15 protein-coding genes are annotated in these 19,143 nt (G+C 72.3%); 4 read left to right on the top strand and 11 right to left on the bottom strand.

Features of this window, described 5'->3' with window-relative positions; all coding sequences use genetic code 11:
* Nucleotide 1 precedes the first annotated feature (1 nt).
* The 6 genes from ppk2 (EV385_RS05845) to EV385_RS05820 form a co-directional block, all read right to left on the bottom strand.
* Complete coding sequence (gene ppk2 / locus EV385_RS05845; protein WP_130508514.1) at nucleotides 2–877, bottom strand: polyphosphate kinase 2; 876 nt, start codon at nucleotides 875–877, stop codon at nucleotides 2–4.
* A gap of 16 nt (nucleotides 878–893) precedes the next feature.
* Nucleotides 894–3,710: a cation-translocating P-type ATPase gene (locus EV385_RS05840; RefSeq protein ID WP_130508513.1), complete on the bottom strand. Its 2,817-nt coding sequence runs from the start codon at nucleotides 3,708–3,710 to the stop codon at nucleotides 894–896.
* 174 nt (nucleotides 3,711–3,884) lie between these two features.
* On the bottom strand, nucleotides 3,885–4,460 hold the full coding sequence (locus tag EV385_RS05835; RefSeq protein ID WP_130508512.1) for an HdeD family acid-resistance protein: 576 nt from the start codon (nucleotides 4,458–4,460) through the stop codon (nucleotides 3,885–3,887).
* A gap of 121 nt (nucleotides 4,461–4,581) precedes the next feature.
* A complete protein-coding gene (locus EV385_RS05830; RefSeq protein ID WP_130508511.1) occupies nucleotides 4,582–5,610 on the bottom strand; it encodes a YhjD/YihY/BrkB family envelope integrity protein in 1,029 nt (342 codons plus the stop codon).
* A 5-nt stretch (nucleotides 5,611–5,615) separates the two neighbouring features.
* Nucleotides 5,616–6,815, bottom strand: coding sequence for an AI-2E family transporter (locus tag EV385_RS05825; RefSeq protein WP_242624735.1), 1,200 nt, complete (start codon nucleotides 6,813–6,815; stop codon nucleotides 5,616–5,618).
* A gap of 41 nt (nucleotides 6,816–6,856) precedes the next feature.
* The gene (locus EV385_RS05820) at nucleotides 6,857–7,306 is read right to left on the bottom strand and encodes a DUF7144 family membrane protein (protein WP_130508510.1); all 450 of its coding nucleotides are present in this window, start codon (nucleotides 7,304–7,306) and stop codon (nucleotides 6,857–6,859) included.
* 242 nt (nucleotides 7,307–7,548) lie between these two features.
* On the opposite strand from EV385_RS05820, the gene EV385_RS05815 reads away from it, so the two are divergent.
* Both EV385_RS05815 and EV385_RS05810 read left to right on the top strand, forming a co-directional pair.
* Nucleotides 7,549–8,880 carry a cation:proton antiporter domain-containing protein gene (locus EV385_RS05815; protein WP_130508509.1) on the top strand — a complete coding sequence of 444 codons (1,332 nt, stop codon included), beginning with the start codon at nucleotides 7,549–7,551 and terminating at the stop codon, nucleotides 8,878–8,880.
* A complete protein-coding gene (locus EV385_RS05810; RefSeq protein WP_242624734.1) occupies nucleotides 8,877–10,901 on the top strand; it encodes a phage holin family protein in 2,025 nt (674 codons plus the stop codon). The genes EV385_RS05815 and EV385_RS05810 overlap by 4 nt, the downstream gene beginning before the upstream one ends.
* Here the strand turns inward: EV385_RS05810 and EV385_RS05805 are convergent.
* The 4 genes from EV385_RS05805 to EV385_RS05790 all read right to left on the bottom strand — a co-directional run bounded on the left by EV385_RS05805 (nucleotide 10,838) and on the right by EV385_RS05790 (nucleotide 15,543).
* Nucleotides 10,838–11,596 carry a potassium channel family protein gene (locus EV385_RS05805; protein ID WP_242624733.1) on the bottom strand — a complete coding sequence of 253 codons (759 nt, stop codon included), beginning with the start codon at nucleotides 11,594–11,596 and terminating at the stop codon, nucleotides 10,838–10,840. The genes EV385_RS05810 and EV385_RS05805 overlap by 64 nt on opposite strands.
* 17 nt (nucleotides 11,597–11,613) lie before the next feature.
* Nucleotides 11,614–11,856, bottom strand: coding sequence for a hypothetical protein (locus EV385_RS05800; protein ID WP_130508508.1), 243 nt, complete (start codon nucleotides 11,854–11,856; stop codon nucleotides 11,614–11,616).
* 31 nt (nucleotides 11,857–11,887) lie between these two features.
* The gene (ppk2, locus tag EV385_RS05795) at nucleotides 11,888–12,769 is read right to left on the bottom strand and encodes a polyphosphate kinase 2 (protein ID WP_130508507.1); all 882 of its coding nucleotides are present in this window, start codon (nucleotides 12,767–12,769) and stop codon (nucleotides 11,888–11,890) included.
* Between the two features lie 89 nt (nucleotides 12,770–12,858).
* Entirely contained in the window at nucleotides 12,859–15,543 is a 2,685-nt protein-coding gene (locus EV385_RS05790; RefSeq protein WP_242624732.1) for a winged helix-turn-helix domain-containing protein, read from the bottom strand.
* Nucleotides 15,544–15,746: 203 nt separating this feature from the next.
* On the opposite strand from EV385_RS05790, the gene EV385_RS05785 reads away from it, so the two are divergent.
* Together EV385_RS05785 and EV385_RS05780 are read left to right on the top strand one after the other, a co-directional pair.
* Entirely contained in the window at nucleotides 15,747–17,174 is a 1,428-nt protein-coding gene (locus tag EV385_RS05785) for a DUF2252 domain-containing protein (RefSeq protein WP_130508506.1), read from the top strand.
* Between the two features lie 95 nt (nucleotides 17,175–17,269).
* A complete protein-coding gene (locus EV385_RS05780) occupies nucleotides 17,270–18,106 on the top strand; it encodes a class II glutamine amidotransferase (RefSeq protein WP_130508505.1) in 837 nt (278 codons plus the stop codon).
* A gap of 5 nt (nucleotides 18,107–18,111) precedes the next feature.
* Here EV385_RS05780 and EV385_RS05775 read toward each other — a convergent pair whose 3' ends face one another.
* Nucleotides 18,112–18,966, bottom strand: a complete 855-nt coding sequence (locus tag EV385_RS05775; RefSeq protein ID WP_242624731.1) for a M48 family metallopeptidase — start codon at nucleotides 18,964–18,966, stop codon at nucleotides 18,112–18,114.
* Nucleotides 18,967–19,143 lie beyond the last annotated feature (177 nt).

Genomic DNA, 19,143 nt, shown 5'->3' with positions numbered 1-19,143 from the left:
GTCAGTACGGCGTCGGGATGTGCCGGACCCGCAGGTCGGGTTCCGTGTAGCCGTCCGGCTTCTGCCGCTTCGGGAGGGTCACCTCGTGCGGCGGCAGCGGCCGGTACGGCACGTTCGCCAAGAGGTGCGAGATGATGTTGAGCCGCCCGCGCTTCTTGTCGTCGGTGTACGCCACGAACCACGGCGCCCACGTGGTGTCCGTGGCCTCGAACATCGCGTCGCGGGCCCGCGAGTAGTCGTACCACCGGCTGTAGGACATCAGGTCCAGGTCGGACAGTTTCCACACCTTGCGCGGGTCGTTGATCCGGCTCTCCAGCCGCCGCGTCTGCTCCTCGGGGCTGACCTCCAGCCAGTACTTGAGCAGGATGACCCCCGAGTCCACGATGGCCCGCTCCACCTCGGGGGCCGCCTGCAGGAACTGCTGGGCCTGCCGCTCGGTGCAGAAGCCCATGACCCGCTCCACCCCGGCGCGGTTGTACCAGCTGCGGTCGAAGATGACGACGTCGCCCGCGCCGGGCAGGTGCGGCACGTACCGTTGCAGGAACATCTGCGAGCGTTCCCGCTCGCTGGGTGCGGGCAGCGCGACGACCCGGAAGACGCGCGGGCTCACCCGTTCCGTGATCGCCTTGATCGTGCCGCCCTTGCCCGCCGTGTCGCGGCCCTCGAACAGCACACACACCTTCGCGCCGGTGTCCTTCACCCACTCCTGCAGCGCGACCAGTTCGCCGTGCAGGCCGCGCAGCTCCCGCTGGTACTCCTTCTCCTTCATCCGGGGCTTGGCGTCCGGCTGGTCCGGCCGTGGCGGGGCGCCGTCGCGCTCCGCCAGCAGCACCTGGCCGTCCCCCCGGTGCTCCTTCGCGTGCTTGTGCTTCCCCATGGCGTCCTCCCCTTGATCAGGCCGCGGCCCGGTCGGCCGGCTTCCGGCCGGTCCGCGCCCGCAGCGGCGTGACGGCCCGCACCGGGTCGATCGTGGGCTGCGGCGCCCGGTTGCGGCGGATCCACTTGCCGGCCTCCACGACCACCGGCAGCACCAGCGCGAGGCCGAGGCAGGCCAGCCACTGCGGGCCGGTGAGCGGCTGGGTCATCAGGCTGCTGCGCAGGAAGTCGACCGTGGTGGCCGCGACGACCAGGGCCACGGTGATCAGCCCGACGCCGGCGGCCTTGAGGATGGGCGGCAGCAGGCCGCTGGCCGGGTCACGGCGGTTGACCAGCGCGTTGCCCACCGTGCCCAGACCCATCACCACGAAGGTCATGGTGAGCGCGGCGCTGGGCGCGTCGGTGCGCGGCTCGTCGGGGCCCGCGATCAAAGGTACGAGCGCGGCCCCGAACAGCACCGCGGCGTAGAGCAGCCAGAACGACACGGCCGTACGGTTGATGATCGGCACGTTGGGGTCGCGCGGCGGCCGGCGCATCACCTCGGGATCGCCCGGGTCGGTGGCGATGACGACCACCCCGATCGCGGTGGCGAAGAAGAACAGGTACAGGATCATCTCCGGGGTCATCGCGACACCCTGGTTGATGTTGAACGCGGTGGCCGCCACGAACAGCATCACCAGCGACAGCAGCTGGGTCATCTGGTAGCGGATGTAGGCGACGATCTTCTCGTACACCCGGCGGCCGATCTCGACCGCGTGCACCAGCGTGCCGAAGTTGTCGTCCGTGAGGATCATCCGGGCGGCCTGCTTCGTGACCTCGCTGCCGCTGCCCATCGCCACCCCGATGTCGGCCTGCTTGAGCGCCGCGGCGTCGTTGACCGCGTCGCCGGTCATCGCCACGATCATCCCCTGCTCCTGCATGACCCGTGCCAGGCGCAGCTTGTCCTCGGGCGACACCCGGCCGAAGACGTGCAGCTCGGGCAGGCGCCGGGCGAGTTCCTCGTCGGACAGCGCCCGCAACTCCTTGCCGCTGATCGCACCCGGGCCCAGCCCGAGGTTCGCGCCGATGGCCTGCGCGGTGACCGCGTGGTCACCGGTGATCATCCGTACGTCGATGCCGGCGCGCAGCGCCGTGTGCACCGCCTCGGTGGCCTCCGCCCGCAGTGGGTCGATGATGCCCACCATGCCGACGAACGCCAGGTCCCGGGTCAGGGTCATGGGGGCCTCGGCCATCGCCCGGCTCTGTTCGGGCTCCACGATCCGGGCCGCGAACGCGAGCACCCGCAGGCCCTTCTCGCCCATCCGCCGGTTCGCGGCGTCGATGTCCGCCCGGACCTGCTCGATCGGCACCTGATCGTCGATCAGCGGGCGGCCCGCGCTCGCGCAGCGGGCCAGCACCACGTCCGGGGCACCCTTGACCAGCTCGATCACGCGATCGCTGCCGGCCGTGGTGTCCCGGTGGAACGTGGCCATGAACTTGTACTCGGAGTCGAACGGCACCTCCGCCAGGCGCGGATACGTGCGCCGGGTCTCCTCGGCGTCCACCCCGAGCTTCGCGGCCAGCACCACCAGCGCGGCCTCGGTGGGGTCGCCGATCACCGCGCCGTCGTCGCTGACCGTCGCGTCGCTGGCCAGCACCAGGCCCAACGCCAGGCGGGTGAAGTCGGGCACCGCGGCGCCCGCCGCCGAGCGCAACGCCCCGACCTTGCGGTAGCCCTCGCCCTCGACGGTGAACCAGGCGCCGTCGATGAACAGCACCGAGACCATCATCTCGTTCATCGTCAGGGTGCCGGTCTTGTCGGAGTTGATCGCGCTGGTCGCGCCGAGCGTCTCGACGTCGGTGAGGTTCTTGACCACCGCCTTGGCCTCGGCGAGGCTCCGGGCCCCGTACGCCAGCAGGCCGGAGACGAACGCGGGCAGGCCCGTCGGGATGGCCGAGATGGCCATCGCGGTGCCCAGCAGCAGCACGTCGTCGAAGGCCATGCCGCGCAGCAGGCCGACCACGACGATGAACGCGACCGCGCTCCAGGCGATGATCCCCAGCACCTTGGTCAGCGAGTCCAGCTCCCGCTGCAGCGGCGAACGGGTCCGTTTGACCTGGGTCAGCATCGTCGCGATCCGCCCCATCTCGGTCAGCATCGCGGTCGCCGTGACCACCATCGTGGCCGTGCCCCGGGTCACCGAGGTGTTCTGGTACAGCATGTCGGAGCGGTCACCGACGGCGACGTCCCCGCCCGGCACCGTCCCGGCGTCCTTCGCCACCGGGGCGCTCTCCCCGGTCAGCGCTGCCTCCTGAACCTCCAGGGTGGCCGAGCGCAGAATGCGCCCGTCGGCCGGCACCAGGTCACCGGCTTCCAGGCGCACGATGTCGCCCGGTACCAGCTCGGCGGCGGGCCGGGCCAGCAACTCCCCGTCGCGGACCACCCGTGCCTCCGGCACCTGCATCTTCGCCAGGGCGTCCACACTGGCCCGGGCCTTGAGCTCCTGCCGGGAGCCGAGAACGACGTTGAGCACGATGAGCAGCGCCACGATGATCGAGGTGGACACCTCGCCGATCGCCACGCTGACCACGACCACCGCGACCAGCATGAGGTTCATCGGGTCGCGGAACTGTTGCAGCGCCACCCGCCACGCGGACGGGGGTTTCTCGCGGGCGATGCGGTTCGGGCCGTACCGGACGAGTCGTTTTGCCGCCTCGGAGCGGGTCAGGCCGCGTTCGGCGTTGCTCTCGAACGCGGCCACCACGGCGTCCGCCGGCCGGGCGTACCACGGCGGGGGTGGCGTGGCGTCGGCGGCGGACCGCGTCTGCTCGATGGTGCTCGTTCCGTCGCTCATCGCACGCCCCCTGGTATGCGGACAGGCGGGTCCCGCCCGCTCTTGCGGCTCACGCTCGCGGGTCCGGGCCCTGCCCCCCTCACCCGTCGGGGATGGTTTTCCACCCGGGCCGCTCCCGCCCGCCCGGCCTGCTCGCTGCCCGCCCGGGTCCGGATCCGGGCTAGGCGGTCCGGGCTAGGCGGTCCGGGCCGCGCGCATTCCCGCGATCGCGGAGACGATCTGGGCGATGCCGACGAAGACCAGGATGGTCGCGCCGACGAAGACGAAGGTGGCCAGGCCGATCTTCGGCCAGACGAGCACCGCGACCGCACCCAACACCATGATCAGGCCCGAGGCGATCCGCCAGCCCTTCCCGCCCTCGGCGTAGCGGCCGACGGCCATGAAGATCTGAACCAGGCCGTCCAGCAGCCAGCCGATCGCGACGATCACCAGCAGCAGGGCCAGCGAGGCGGTGATGTTGCGCAGGCACAGGATGCCGACCAGCGCGGTGAGTACGCCGAACGTGATGCCCAGCACGCGGAACAGCACCGGGTAACCCGGCACGAACAGCAGCATGACGGCGTGGATGGATCCGGTCAGCAGCAGGTTGAGGCCGAACAGTAGGCCGATCACCCGGACCGTGGCGTCGGGCCAGGCGAAGGCCGCCACGCCGATCAGCAAGGCGAACACCCCGATGCTCAAGCGCAGCCAGTCCCGGTGCTCCGGAATGGCCGGGTAGCCGAGCACGGCCGAGTCTTGATGGACGGTCATCGTCGTCTCCCCTTACTTTCGTGGCCGTCCGGGGGCCGGCGGCCGGTGCGGGACAGCTGCCCTGACCCGGATGCTCCGCCGCGCGCGCGGTCCGGTCATCACCCCCGCCGCATGAAACCCGTCAGCGCAGGGGTCCTCCGGTCGCGGGCGGGCGTTCGCCGCGGACCAGGCGGCCGGGAAACCCCTCGTCCTCCGCGATCACCTGTCCGAGGACGGCGGTCAGGAGAAGGCAGAAGGACACCACGTAGAGCCAGCCGATGTAGGCGAAGGCGACGCCGATGGTGCCGTAGCGGTCGGCGCTGCTGCGCAACGCGATGGGCAGGAACACCTCCCCGGCCGGGCGCAGGAAGATCATCGCCAGCGCGAAGATCAGGCCGCCGGCGGCCAGCAGGCGTGGGCGTACCGCGCTGCCGAGAACCAGCCAGGGCAACAGGGTGGCGACGGCGCAGTCCGCGGCGAACTGCAGCAGAGCCAGCGACAGGTGCGGCAGGGGCAGGTCACGCGTGGCCCAGCCCAGCAGCCGCGTACCCACCATGAACATGGCCAGCGTCAGCACGGTCGCGAACCACCGCCACGCCGCGCGGGCACCCGACGGCGCCTGCCGTGCCCCCCACACCGCGGTGTACGCGCGAGCCAGCGCCCGGGCCAGCCCGGTCGAACTCACCAGCACCAGCAGGCTGCCCACCAGGCCGAACGCGCCGAGCTCGCCCTGGCGTACCGCGTCGACGAACATGCTGCGGGCGGCGTCGGGCAGGCCGGCGATCTCCATCAGCCGGCTGCTGTCACCGGGACCGATCAGCGCTCCCATCAGGATCAGCACCGGGATGATCGAGGTGAACGCCTGGGCGGCCAGGGTCATCGAGCGGTCGAAGATCTGCACCCGGACGAGCCCGGCCGCGATCCGGGCCAGGATCCGGCCGACCCACTGCTTGGCGAGCCAGGTCAGCAGCGGGCGCAGCCGCCGGGGCAGGCCGACCAGGATCCCCGCGACCCGGGCCTCCCAGTCGTCGCCCACCGCCGCCGCGGGACCGGACGCCGCCGTGGAACGGGGCGCCGGGGATTCGGCGGTCCGGGCGGATTCGGGCGTGGGTTCGGGGTCGTTCGGGCCGGGTGCGGCGGCGGGCCCGGGGCGGTCGGGGACGCGCGGCACGGCGGTCAGCCCGGGCGCGCCACGGCGGTGCGCCGGATCCGGTCGCGGCCGTTGCGCTCGGCGGGCATCCCGGCCGAGCCGTCACTGGAGATGAGCGAGTTCATCCACCGCGTCCCCGGGTCGATGTCCACCAGCAGGCCCTTGGCCAGCAGGCTCAGCGGGATCGCCAGCAGCGCGCCGAGCGGCCCGAGCACCCAGGTCCAGAACACCAGGGACAGGAACGACATCGTGGCCGACAGCCCGACCGCGTCACCGACGATCTTCGGCTGGATCACCGACTGGATCACGAAATTCACGACGCAGTACAGGACGATGACCATGCCCATCAGCCGGGGGCCGCCCTCCAGCAGGCCCAGCAGGGCGGGCGGGATCAGGCCGATGACGAAGCCGATGTTGGGGATGTAGTTCGTGATGAACGACAGCAGCCCCCACAGCACCGGCAGCGGGATGCCCAGCGCCCACAGCACGCCCGTGTCGATGACCGCCACGATCAGCCCGAAGACGGTCGACACCAGCAGGTAACGCCGGGTGCCCTGCGCGAACGAGCGCAGCGCCCCGACCACCTCGGGGCGCTGCCGCGCGGCCGTGCCGAGCCGGGCCGGGAAATGCACCGCGTCCAGGCAGAGGAACAGCAGCACGGCCAGCAGGAAGACCCCGTTGGACAGCGCCCCGACGACGCCGCCCAGGACGGCCTGCAGCAGGTCCGTGACGCTGCTGGGCTGGATCAGCCCGGCGACCTCCTGCACCTGCTGAGTGTCGATGCCCAGATCACTGAGGCTCTGCGCGGTGTCCGCGCGGAGCTGGGCGAACTTGTCCTGATAGTGCGGCAGCAGGTCGACCAGCCGGGCCACGGACAGCACCAGGGCGCCGCCCAGGCTGAGCAGCACCAGGTACACCGTCGCGACCAGCGCGAGCCCGGCGGCCCAGGCGGGCGCCCCCTTGCGGCGCAGCCACGTGCTGAGCGGGCTGGCGGTGACGGTCAGCATCAGGGCCAGGAACACGGGGGCGACGAGGTTCGCCACCTCCCGCATACCGGCCACCGTGACGACCGTGCCGGCCAGCCCGAGCAGCACGATGACCCCGCGAGGCAGGGCGTATCCGCCGCCGTTCGCGTCCCCGAGCAGGTGATGTCCGGGAACGGCGCCGTCGACGCGTCCACGAAGCCGAACGACGGCGGGACGGTAACGCCCTGGCCTCCGGGTCACCGGTGCACCCCCTCATCGAGACTGTCCGGGCCGGGGTGCCGTCAGCTGCTCTTCACCTCGCGGCCGTGCACCGCCAGCGCGTAGATCACCAGGACGTCCACCGCGATGACGATGGAGCTCCAGACGGGGTACGCGGGCAGGAATGCGAGATTCGCCAGGGCGCTGACGACCGCGATGACGATGCCCGTCACGCGGGCCCACATCTGGCCCATGAGCACACCGAGACCGGCCGCGATGGCGACCAGACCGATGACCAGGTGGGTCCAGCCCCAGGCCGTGTAGTCCATGGTCACGACCAGGCCGTTGCGGGTCACGAGGTAGTACTCGTCCCGGAAGATGGCGACCAGGCCCTCCATGACCTGGAAGCCGCCCAGCATCAGCATCATGATGCCGGCGAACAGGACGAAACCCACCCACGCCGTGGGTTCGCGACCCGCCCCCGCGTACGGCGCGTTGGCGGTATAGGTCGGTCTCTGCTGAGTCTCCGACATTGGTGTCACCTTTCCTCGGTTGCTTCTCCGCGTCCCGGCGCACGGGCCGGACGTCTGGTCTGACGCCGGGGGACCGGTTCCATGCTGGCCACCCGTACGCGCCCCGCGCGCCATCCGCCGCGAGTGAGAACATCACCCGCCGGGCCCGGTGTCCCCGCTGTTCACGGAGGTGACCGCGGGCGGGTTCCGTGCTCATTCGCGCGGGACGATCCGCCGGCTGGCAGTTTTCGGTGCCATGAGGTGTGACCTCGGGCGCCCTCGTACTGACCATGGCCGTCCTGTTCGCCTGGGGAGCGTTCGCGGCGCGGCTGGAGCGGGCCAACCTGACCGCTCCGATGGCCTTCGTCGGCGTCGGCGTGGTCCTCGCGAACCTGGTCGACTTCGGTCACCAGGCGGAGACCAACGCCGTCGCGGCGCTGACCGAGGCGACCCTGACCTGGGTGCTGTTCTCCGATGCCGCCCGGGTCGGGCTGCGCGAGCTGCGCAGCGACGCGGGGATCTACGGGCGCCTGCTCGGCCTGGCCCTGCCGGTGACCGTGATGCTGGGTGCCCTGTGCGCCTGGTGGCTGCTCGGCACCCCGGGATTCTGGGTGGCGCTGTTCATCGGTTCCGCGCTGGCGCCGACCGACGCGGCCCTCGGCACGGTCGTCATCAGCCACCCCGCGGTCCCGGCACGCATCCGGCGGATCATCAACGTGGAGAGCGGCCTGAACGACGGGTTCGTCACCCCGATCGTGGTGCTGGCGCTCGCCGGCGCCGCCGCCACCGAGCACGGCACGGGCGGCCCGGGCACCCTGCTGGTCGCGGCGCTGCAACTCGCGGGTGGCGCGCTCATCGGCGCCGGGATCGGCGGCGGGGGCGGCTGGCTGTTGCGGACCACCGCCCGGCGCGGCTGGGCCGGGGAGAACCTGGCGGGCCCGGCCGTGCTGGCGCTGGCGCTGCTGGCGTACGCGGGGTCGGTGGCCGCGCACGGCAACGGCTTCGTCGCCGCGTTCGTCGCCGGGCTGGCGTTCGGGCGGGTCGCCGGGCGGGGCGGGCCACGGGAGGTCTTCTACGTGGAGCAGACCGCGGGCCTGGTCTCCATGCTGGTGTGGATGCTGTTCGGCGCCATCGGGGTGCCGGTGCTGGTCGGCCACCTCGACTGGCAGATCGTGCTGTACGCGGTGCTCAGTCTCACGGTCATCCGGATGGTCCCGGTGGCGCTGAGCCTGCTCGGCGCGCACCTCGGGCCCCGTACCGTGGCGTTCATCGGATGGTTCGGCCCGCGCGGGCTCGCCTCCGTGGTCTTCGCGCTGCTGGCGGTCGAGGAGCTGGGCGACGAAGCCGCCCCGGCGGTGGCGGTCATCGTCGCCACCGTGCTGCTGAGCGTGGTGGCGCACGGCGTCAGCGCCGGCCCGCTGGCCGCCCGGTTCGGCGGCCGGGAGCCGGCGCCCGACGCGCCGGGGCGGCAGATCATCGCCCCCGCCGCGCGCCTGTCCTCCGCGGCCGTCGCGCTGCCGGACCCGGCCCCCGCGGCGACGGCGGAACGGTCCGGGCCGGACGGCCCGGCCGACACCGAGCGGAGGAACCCATGACACCGCCGATGCGGGTGTCCACCCTGGTCGCGGTCGTGCTGCTGGACTGGGCCGCGCTCGGGCTGACCATCGGGCTGCTGCCGGGGATCTCGGCCAGTTCCGGCTGGGCGGTGCTGCTGGCCGCGATCGTCCTCGGGGCGCTGGGCGCCGCGCTGCGCCCGGTCGCCGCGGTGCTGGTCACCCGCATCGGCTGGGCCGGTGTGTTCCTCGGCTGGCTGCTGAGCCAGGCGGTGCTCGTCTACCTGGCCCTGCTGGTCACCCCGGGCCTGCACGTCACCGGGTTCTGGCCCGCCTTCTGGGCGTCGTGGGTGTACGGCGCGCTGGTCAGCGGCGGACTGTGGGTGGTGACCGCCGGTCAGCCGGGAATGGTCACCCGGCACCTGCTGCGGATCAACCGCCGCCACCGGCGGGCCGCCACCACCAGCGACGTGCCCGGTGTCGTGATGATCCAGATCGACGGGCTGTCCGCGCCGCTGGCCCGGATGGCGCTGTCCACCGGCGCCCTGCCGACCCTGAACCGGTGGCTGCGCACCGGCAGCCACACCCTCGCCGAATGGCACGCCGAGCTGCCCGCCACCACCCCGGCCAGCCAGGCCGGCCTGCTGCACGGCGCCAGCGCGCAGGTCCCGGCGTTCCGGTGGTACGAGAAGGAATCCGGCCGCCTCGTCGTGACCAACCATCCCCGCGACAGCGCGCTGGTCGAGTCCCGCCTCACCGACGGGCGCGGACTGCTGGTCGACGGCGGGGTCAGCGTCAGCAACGTCTTCTCCGGCGACGCCCCGACCAGCCTGCTCACCATGAGCACGGTGGGGACGCCGCGGGCGCCCGGCCGTCCGGCGCGGTTTCTCGGCGCGTACCTGATCGATCCGTTCGGCTTCACCCGGTCGCTGTTCCTCACCGTGGGGGAGATCGTCAAGGAGCTGTACCAGGCCCGCCGGCAGCGGCTGCGCCGGGTGGAGCCGCGCATCCCGCGCACCGCCTCGTACGTGCTGCTGCGCGGCCTCACGAACGTGCTGCTGCGGCACCTGAACCTGTCGCTCATCGCGGAGCACATGATGCGCGGGGCGCCCTCGGTCTACTGCGACTTCGTGGACTACGACGAGATCGCCCACCACGCCGGTCCGGCCCGGCCGGAGGCGCTGGCCTCGCTGGAGGGCATCGACAGCGTGCTGGCCACCCTGGAGGAACTGGCATCGGCGGCGCCGCGCCCGTACCACCTGGTGGTGCTCTCCGATCACGGGCAGAGCCAGGGTGCGACGTTCCTGCAGCGCTACGGTGTCGCGCTGGAGGATCTCGTACGGCAGCTCAGCGCGGCGCCCGGGCACGGCGTCGTGGTGGCGCCCGAGGACGAGCAGGCCGGGCGCGCCCGTACGCTGCGGGCGGGTCTGCTGCCCAAGCTGGACGGCCCGGACCCGGCCGGCGTGGCGGTCGATGACGGGCGGCCGGAGCTGGTGGTCGCCGCCTCGGGCAACCTGGCCATGGTGTACCTGGCCCGGCATCCCGGCCGGGTGACGCTGGAGGAGATCGAAGAGTGGCATCCGGCGCTGCTGGCGGGGCTGACCGGGCATCCGGGCATCGGCTGGGTGATGGTGCGCTCGCGGGAGCTCGGCCCGGTCGTGCTCGGCCACGCGGGGCGGCGGGTGCTCGCCGACGACCGGGTGGAGGGTGACGACCCGCTGGCGGGCTGCGGGCCGCTGGCCGCCGCCGACCTGCGCCGCCACGACGCGCTGCCGCACGTCGGCGACCTGCTGATCAACAGCGTCGTCGACCCGCGCACGCAGGAGGTGGCGGCGTTCGAGGAGCTGATCGGCTGCCATGGTGGCCTCGGCGGCTGGCAGAACCGGCCGGTGCTGATCCACCCGGCCGCGTGGCCCGTGGAGCAGGAGCTGGTCGGCGCCGACGCGGTGCACCGGCAACTGGTGCGGTGGCTGGAACTGCTCGGCCAGCGCGCCCCGGATCAGCCCGGGTCGGCCGCCGGTTCCGGGCCGGCCGCCGGGGCGGGCCGCTCCGCCGCCGCCTGATCGGGGTCGCCGCCGGAGCCGCCGTTGCGGTGCCAGCCGCGCGGGCGCCAGTTCTCGACCACCTTCGCCACCGCCGTCACCAGGAACAGCTGGCCGATCAGCGCCTCCAGCACCGCGATGCTCTGCGCCGGGTTGCCCGCGGGCACCAGGTCGCCGTACCCCGTGGTGGTCATCGTGACGAAGCTGAAGAACAGCGCCTGCGACATATTCGGGTCGCCGTTGGCCCCGAACAGCGGGCCGGGCTGCAGCGCGCCCAGGCACGCGTAGAGGAAGCCGAACGCCATGCCGATCAGCAGGTACGCGGCCAGCGCGCCGAACATCGTCTGCTGGTCGACCCCGCGGCGGAAGCCGATGTCGAGCACGATCGAGATCGGCGCGACCAGGTAGAGGGCGCTCCCGGCCAGGAACGTCAGGCCGGCCAGAGTGTCGACGTCGGTGAACAGGCCCGCCACGGCCAGGACCAGGGCGAGGGCGAACACCACCGAGGCGGCGATCCGCAGGCCCAGCCGCGCCCCGGACACGCGCAACGCCTGCCACACCGTCCCGGTCTGCACGAACAGCACCACGGCCACAACCCACGGCAGGTCGGCCTGCAGCGCCAGCACGTACGTGACCACGATCAGCAGCAGCACCAGCCCGTACCCGTGGCGTGGGGTCCGCAGCGGCAACCGTGCCGTGGCCGTGCCGTTGCCCATCCTCGGCTCCGGCGGGTTCAGCGGGTGAAGTCCCGCGGCGGCTCCAGGCCCTCCTCGGGCGGCAGCCGCCGTACCTCGATGAGGCGCAGCCCCAGGCCGTGGATGCGGGAGATGAGCCCGACGACGGCAGACTGGTCGGGAAGTGACCCGTGCAGCACGGTCTCCGGCGGCTCCACGCTCACGGTCAGGTCCTGCAGCTCCTTGAGCAGTTCCGCCGGGATCACCCCGGACACCCTGACCTGATAGGTCGCCTCGGGCATGGCCTTCCCTCCGTCGCCGTACGCGAATCCGTCATCCCGTGAATCTGCCGCTGCGTCTGCGTTCGGCCCGCATCAACGCGATCTCCTCGGTGCCGGGCACGACGATGTCCGGGTCGACGGCGAAGTCCAGATCCGGGTCGCGCTCCTTGTAGTCGACCGCGTTGAGCAGGACCTTGATCGTGTTCAGCCGCGCCCGTTGCTTGTCGTTGGCGCGCACGATGACCCACGGGGCCGTCCGGGTGTCGGTGCGCGCCAGCATCTCGTACTTGCGGGTGGTGAAGTCGTCCCAGCGGTCCTGGGCCTGCAGGTCGATCTCGCTGAGCTTCCACCGGCGCAGCGGGTCGGTGCGGCGCCGTTCGAAGCGGCGGGCCTGCGCCTCGCGGGTCACGCTGAAGTACAGCTTCACCAGGATGGTGCCCTGGCGGACGAGGTCCTTCTCGAAGCCGGTGACCCCGCGCAGGAAGTCCTGGTACTCCTTCGGCGTGCAGAAGCCGAAGACCCGCTCGACCATCGCGCGGTTGTACCAGCTGCGGTCGAACAGGACCATCTCCCCGCCCGCCGGGAACTGGGCCACGTACCGCTGGAAGTACCACTGGGAACGCTGTTCCTCCGTCGGGCGGCCCAGCGCGACGACCCGGTAGTGCTTCTCGTTCATGTACCGGGTGACCCGCCGGATCGCGCCGCCCTTGCCCGCCGCGTCGCGCCCCTCGAAGAGCACGATCATGCGCAGGTTCTCGTCCTCCAGGTGGCGTTGCAGCTTCAGCAGCTCGATCTGCCAGGGCCGCAGGTTGCGCTCGGACTTCAGCTTGCGGGCCAGCACCGTACGCTCGTGCCGCAGCGTCTCCAACTGGCGCACCGCTTCCTGGTACGCCGCGCCGAGATCAGCCGGCACCGGCGGTTCCGTCTCGGCCATCGTCCTCCACCTCCGTGCTGCTCCCGACATCAGCCTGCGCGACGGGCCGGGCGGGCACGTCATCCCCGGCGGGTGACGGGTGGCGGAGGTCAGATGAGGCCGAGCGCCCGGGCGCGGCGTACCGCCTCGTTGCGCCGCGACGCGGACAACTTGCGCAGGATGCTGCGGACGTGTGTCTTCACGGTGTTGACCGAGACGTACAGGGTGGCGGCGATCTCCTCGGTGGGCAGCATGCCCGCCATGCCCTGCAGCACCTCCATCTCGCGCCGGCTCAACGGCTCGACGATGACCAGGGTGTCCGGGTCCGGCTCGGCGCTGCGTTGCGGCCCCGGCTGATTGCCCAGCAGCGACCGGTACTGTTCCGCCAGCCCGTCGTCGTCGCGCAGCACGCGCCGCAGTTGCGCCCAGACCAGCTGGACGGCGCGGCGCTGGGACTCGGGGGCGGCCAGCCGCAGCGCGTGCCGCAGTGCCGTACGGGCGCCCTCGCCGTCACCGGCCTGGGCGGCCAGGGTCGCCACGACGAGCCAGGCCTCCACGGCGACCGGCGGGGCGAGCCCGGCGGTGCCGGCGACCGGCTGGATCGCCGCGCGTGCCCGGTCCACCTCGGCCGTCGCGGCCAGCGCCGCGGCCTGCACCACGACGATGTCCGGCGAGTACGGCTCGGCGAATCCGCCCACCGTCGCCAGCGCCTGATCGGGGTGGCCGGTGGCGATCATCAGCCGGGCCCGGGACAGGGTGATCTCGCGGCCCAGCCATTCCGGCGGCTGGGTGCCGTCCCGCGCCGCGGCCACCTCGTCGAGCAGGCTCACCGCCCCGCGCAGCTCCCCGCGGGCCTGCAGGCGCCGCGATTTCACCAGCGCGAAGGCCCCCGCGGTCAGGCCGCCGTGACTCGGGCGTCGCTTCGGGTCGGCGATGCGCAGGTGCCGCCCGGCGGCGTCCACGTCGTACCGTTCCATGGCCACCCAGGCCAGGGCCAGGTGACCGTCGGCGGGCCGCCGCGCGGGCTCCAGCCCGCACCGGTCGGCGAGGTCGATCGCCTCGTTCGCCAGCTTCTCGGCGTGCCCGAGCCGCCCCCGGTACGCCTCGATCAGCGCGAGGTGCTGCAGGCACTCCACCCGGGGGTACTCGCATCCGGCGACCGCCCCGGCCACCGCCTCGGTCAGCGTCACCGCCGCCGCGTCGATGGCGCCGCGCCCGCTCTGCGCGAAGCCCTTGGCGGCCAGCAGCAGCACGCGCAGCTCGGGGTGCCGGGCCAGATCCTCCCGGGGCGCCTGGGCGACCGCGTGTTCCGCGGCGGCGCTGAGCTGCAGCACCTGCGCGTGGTCGCCGCTCGCGGCGGCCAGCAGCACGCCGAGCAGCAGGTCGGCCAGGGCCAGCGCCTGGCTGTACTCCCAGCCGCGGCGCATCACCAGCTCCTGCGCCCGGCTCAGCTGGTGGGCGCAGCGCTCCGCGGACCCGTCGGCCAGGGCCAGGGCGGCCGACACGATCGCCACCTCGGCGTCCTCGGAGTCCTCCGGCAGGTGCCGCAGCAGGGTGCCGAGCCGCCCGGTACGGCCGTCGAGCACGAGCCGGCCGATCGCGTGGTGGTCGACGATCACGGTGCTGGCGCCCACCCAGTCGCCGGCGCGGACCGCGTGGCTGACCGCCTCCGCGGTCTGGCCCTGGGCCGCGAACCAGCCGGCGGCGCGGCGGTGCAACTGCGGGGTCCGCTCCGGGGCCTCGTACATGAGCTGGGCGCGCAGCAGCTCCGCGAAGAGCCGGTGGAACCGGTACGCCGCCGAGTACTCGGCGGCGGGCTGCACGAACGCGTTGCGCCGGGCCAGCTCCACCAGCAGCCGCAGGGCGTCGGTGCGCCCGGTGACCGCCTCGGCCAGCTCCGGCGTGAAGGTGTCCAGGATGCTGGTCTCCAGCAGGAACGCCCGTACGTGCGGCGGCTGGACGCGCAGCACCTCGTCCACGAAGTACTCGGCGATGGTCGCCTCGTTGCCGGTGATGGTGTCGACGAGGCGGTCCGCGTCGCGCCGGTCCTGCAGCGCGATGGCGAACAGCCGCAGCCCGGCCGCCCACCCCTCGGTGTGTTCCAGCAGCGAGGTCAGCCCGGCGGTGCTCAGTTCGACGCCGTGCAGCGTGAGCAGTTCACCGGCCTCCTCCGCGGTGAACGCGAGGTCTTCGCTGCGTACCTCGGTCAGCCGGCCGTCGAGCCGGTACCGGTGCAGCGGCAGCGGCGGGTCCCAGCGGCCGACCAGCACGAGGCGCAGCAGCGGGCTGGTGTGGCGCAGCACGAACTCCAGGTCGGTGGCCCACTGCTCCCCGGTCAGCGCGGACACGCCATCGAGGACGAGCAGCACCGGCATCTGCTGTTCGGACAGCTCCGCGGCGAGGCGTACCAGGAACGAGCGGTCCACGCCCGAGCTGGAGGCGACGGGGCTGAGCGCGGGGGAGATCGGTACCCCGGCGCGGCGCAGCGCCTCCACGATGTAGTTCCAGAAGCCGCACGTCTGGTCGTCGTCGTCCTCCAGGGTGACCCAGGCGACCGCGGTGCCCTCGGCGCCGCCGCTCACCCAGGAGGCGACGAGCTGGGTCTTGCCACTGCCCGCCGGGCCGACGACGAGCCGGACCGGGACGTCCGCCCGGTTCGACAGCAGGTCGCGCAGGCGCTGGCGGGCCACCATGAAGCGGGGGCGTTCAGGAACCTCAAACTTGGACCGGAGCAGTGGATCTTCCGCGGTGGCTGGATCGGTCACCGGCATGGAAACGGCGAGATCAGCGCGCACGGGCCCTCCCTCCGCTGTCGAAGACGACCGGACTCCATGCTATCTTTGCCCGTTGATCGCCGAGCCCACATCGTTCGGATCGGGTAATCCCACGCTTGCGGAGAGTGTGCTCGTCCCCGGCGGATGGTGTGCCGCGGCCCCCGTGGGTGTTCTGTCGCGTACAGGGATCGGAGTCTCCGATCCACCCACGCGGGAGGCGCGCGATGACCGGTCGGAAGGCAAGTGCCACGGCGCCCGCCCAGGATCCGGCGGCACGGCTCAAGGCCGGCAAGGCCGCGCGCCGCGCCGTACCGTTCGAGGCGCACGCGGAGCTGCCGGCCGCCGCCGACCGGCCCGACCCGGTCGAGCTGCTGATCGAGCAGGGTGCCACCCGGGTCCCGGAGCTGGTGCCCATCCGGTACGGCCGGATGCTGGTCTCGCCGTTCACGTTCTTCCGGGGCGCCGCCGCCGTGATGGCCGCCGACCTGGCCCGTACCCCCGCCACGGGGCTGAACTGTCAGCTCTGCGGCGACGCGCACCTGAGCAACTTCGGGGCGTTCGCGTCGCCGGAACGGCGGCTCGTCTTCGACATCAACGACTTCGACGAGACGTACCCGGGCCCGTGGGAGTGGGACGTCAAGCGGCTGGCGGCGAGCCTGGCCGTGGCCGCGCGGGGCAACGGCTTCCGCCGCAAGGAACGGGCCGCCGTGGTGGCCGGCGCGGTGAGCCGCTACCGGCAGGCGATGAGCGAGTTCGCCGAGCAGCGCGAGCTGGACGTCTGGTACGCGCGGGCCGACCTCGACGAGGTCAACGTGCTGCTGCGCGACCAGATGAGCAAGGCCAAGCGCAAGCGCCTGGAACAGGCGCAGGCGAAGGCGCGTACCCGCGACAGCATGCAGGCCTTCCGCAAGATGACCGCCATGGTGGACGGGCACCGGCGCATCGTGGCCGACCCGCCCCTGATCGTGCCCATCGACGACCTGCTGCCGGACGAGAAGCGGGCCGAGTTCGAGCAGTGGATCCGCCAGGTGCTCGACGGCTACGCCGAAACCCTGTCGCCGGACCGGCGGCACCTGCTCGGGGCGTTCCAGTTCGTCGACCTGGCGCGCAAGGTGGTCGGTGTCGGCAGCGTCGGCACCCGGTGCTGGGTGGTGCTGCTCAGCGGGCGCGACCCGGACGACCCCTTGCTGCTGCAGGTCAAGGAGGCGCCCCCGTCGGTGCTGGCCGCGCACGTGCCCGACGGCAAGGCCGCCGGCTACCCCAGCGAGGGGCAGCGCGTGGTGACCGGGCAGCGGCTGATGCAGGCCGTCAGCGACATCTTCCTCGGCTGGCAGACGATCGAGGGGGTGGACGGGCGGACCCGCGACTTCTACGTCCGGCAACTGCGCGACTGGAAGGGCTCGGCGGTGGTCGAGGCCATGGATCCGGAGGGGATGCAGGCGTACGCGGCGCTGTGCGGGTGGACCCTGGCCCGGGCGCACGCCCGTACCGGCGACCGGATCGCCATCGCCGGGTACCTCACCGGCGGAGCCGGATTCGACCAGGCGCTGGTCGAGTTCGCGGAACGCTACGCCGATCTCAACGAACGGGACTTCCAGACCCTCGCGGCGGCGGGCAAGGCGGGCCGGATCCCGGTGCACAGCGGCGTCTGAGCTGGGCCGTACCCGGGCTCATCCCAGCAGGGTGAGGGCCGGATCCGCCGTCGTGCCCACGATGGCGGAAGACCGCACGCGGAAGGAGCACGACGATGTGCCGGTGGCTTGCCTACTCGGGAACGCCGATCCTGCTGGAGGAGCTGCTGTACAAACCGCGGTACTCGCTCATCGACCAGAGCCTGCACGCGCGGATGGGGGTGGAGACCACCAACGGCGACGGGTTCGGTGTCGGTTGGTACGGCACGGACGGCGCCGCCACCCCGACGCTGTTCCGGGGCACCGGCCCGGCGTGGGGCGACGTCAACCTGCGGGAGCTGGCGTCCACGGTCACCTCGCCGCTGTTCCTCGCGCACATCCGGGCCAGCACCGGGACACCGGTGCAGACGACCAACTGCCACCCCTTCCGGTACGGCTCCTGGCTGTGGATCCACAATGGCTCGATCCGCGACTTCCAGACGGTCAAACGCGACCTGGTGTTCGCGGTGGATCCGGAGCTGTACCGGACGATGGTGGGCTCGACCGACTCCGAGGTGATGTTCCATCTCGCGCTGACGTTCGGGCTGCGCGACGATCCGGTGGCCGCCGTGGAGCGGATGGTCGGGTTCGTGGAGTCCGTCGGCCGTGCGCACGGCGTGCACGACCCGATCCAGATGACCGTGGCCACCACGGACGGCGACCGGATATTCGCGTTCCGATATTCCAGCGAGGGCGCCAGCCGCACCCTGTACTTCAGTACGGCGGTGACCGCGCTGCGGGAGCTGTACCCGGACAACGAGCAACTCCAGAAAATCTCGGACGAGACCCGGATCATCGTGTCGGAGCCGCTCGGCGAGCTGGTCGGTGCGTGGCAGCCGGTTCCGGAATCCAGTTACGGGGTGGTCCAGGCGGGCCCGGACATCCTCGGTGACTTCCATCCCCGGCTGCCCTGAGCACGTCAGACGGCGTGTTCCGACAGCCGGGCGTGGAACAGCCCGAGGCGGTACAGACGTTCCAGGCGCCGCACCGTGAACGGGTGCGAGCGGGGCAGCTGCGACAGCGCGACCCAGAAGCCGCCGAGCGACTGACCCTGCCGGACGAGTTCGTCCACGTCGACCACGTCCTCGGTGTGCCGTCCCGAGGCCAGCAGCACCAGGCCGGTCGCCCCCAGCGGCGACAGGTGCGCGCCGTGCCGGTCGCAGGAGTACTCCCGCAGCCGGGACAGCAGTGGGCCGAGAAGCGGGATCATCTGCGAGTACGCGACCGCGATCTGGTACCACAGCGAGACGTGGTGCAGCCGGATGTGGCCCAGCTCGTGGCCCAGGATGAACCGCAGCCCGTCCCGGTTGTTTTTGTGGAGATTCACGAACAGCTCGTTGGCCAGCACCACGTAGTCGTGCCCCGTCGCCTGCGCCGCGAACGCGTTCAGCGTGCCGTTGCCGTTGGCGAGGTAGATCTGCGGGCGCCGGCGTAGCCCCAGCTGCTGGGCGAAGTCGTCCGCGGTCTTGTACAGGTCCGGGTACTGCCGGGCGGAGAGCAGCACCGCGGTGCCCCGTACGGACGCGCGCTGGGTCTCGCGGATCACGATCAGTCCGGGGATGAACAGCAGCAGGCCGATCAGGGCGGTGCGGATGGCGGTCGCCCAGCCGGTGTCGTGCAGCTGTTCCGGCAGGTACGGCAGGACCATGGCGGCCCGTACGATCGCGACGACGATGATGACGTTGAGGATGACCATGAAAGTGAAGAAGGGCAGTTCGGCGGGGTGACGTAGCCGGCTGCGGGGGGCCACCCCCGGCCGCGTTTTCGTCGCCACAGCGGTCCTCCTGTTCAGCGCGTTGCCGCGCGGACGCTCGACAGGCCCCGGGCCACGACCCCCCGTCCCGAGGAATGCAGTCTGCCGCGAGCGCGGCGCCCGCCGGTTCACCCCGCCGGAATGAGGCTCCGCCGGCGGGCCGGGCCGACACTGGTGGCCGGGCCGCTCTTGGACGGG

This window comes from Krasilnikovia cinnamomea (assembly GCF_004217545.1).
GTDB classification, from domain to species: Bacteria; Actinomycetota; Actinomycetes; order Mycobacteriales; family Micromonosporaceae; genus Actinoplanes; species Actinoplanes cinnamomeus.
The sequence above is the reverse complement of the archived record's forward strand: the minus strand, read 5'-3'. Positions and strand labels throughout refer to the sequence as shown.

Bases quoted from the DNA above. Each gene is read 5' to 3' on its own strand.
- ppk2 (WP_130508514.1), bottom strand. From the start codon at position 877: ATGGGGAAGCACAAGCACGCGAAGGAGCACCGGGGGGACGGCCAGGTG.
- EV385_RS05840 (WP_130508513.1), bottom strand. From the start codon at position 3,710: ATGAGCGACGGAACGAGCACCATCGAGCAGACGCGGTCCGCCGCCGAC.
- EV385_RS05835 (WP_130508512.1), bottom strand. From the start codon at position 4,460: ATGACCGTCCATCAAGACTCGGCCGTGCTCGGCTACCCGGCCATTCCG.
- EV385_RS05820 (WP_130508510.1), bottom strand. From the start codon at position 7,306: ATGTCGGAGACTCAGCAGAGACCGACCTATACCGCCAACGCGCCGTAC.
- EV385_RS05810 (WP_242624734.1), top strand. From the start codon at position 8,877: ATGACACCGCCGATGCGGGTGTCCACCCTGGTCGCGGTCGTGCTGCTG.
- EV385_RS05805 (WP_242624733.1), bottom strand. From the start codon at position 11,596: ATGGGCAACGGCACGGCCACGGCACGGTTGCCGCTGCGGACCCCACGC.
- EV385_RS05800 (WP_130508508.1), bottom strand. From the start codon at position 11,856: ATGCCCGAGGCGACCTATCAGGTCAGGGTGTCCGGGGTGATCCCGGCG.
- ppk2 (WP_130508507.1), bottom strand. From the start codon at position 12,769: ATGGCCGAGACGGAACCGCCGGTGCCGGCTGATCTCGGCGCGGCGTAC.
- EV385_RS05785 (WP_130508506.1), top strand. From the start codon at position 15,747: ATGACCGGTCGGAAGGCAAGTGCCACGGCGCCCGCCCAGGATCCGGCG.
- EV385_RS05780 (WP_130508505.1), top strand. From the start codon at position 17,270: ATGTGCCGGTGGCTTGCCTACTCGGGAACGCCGATCCTGCTGGAGGAG.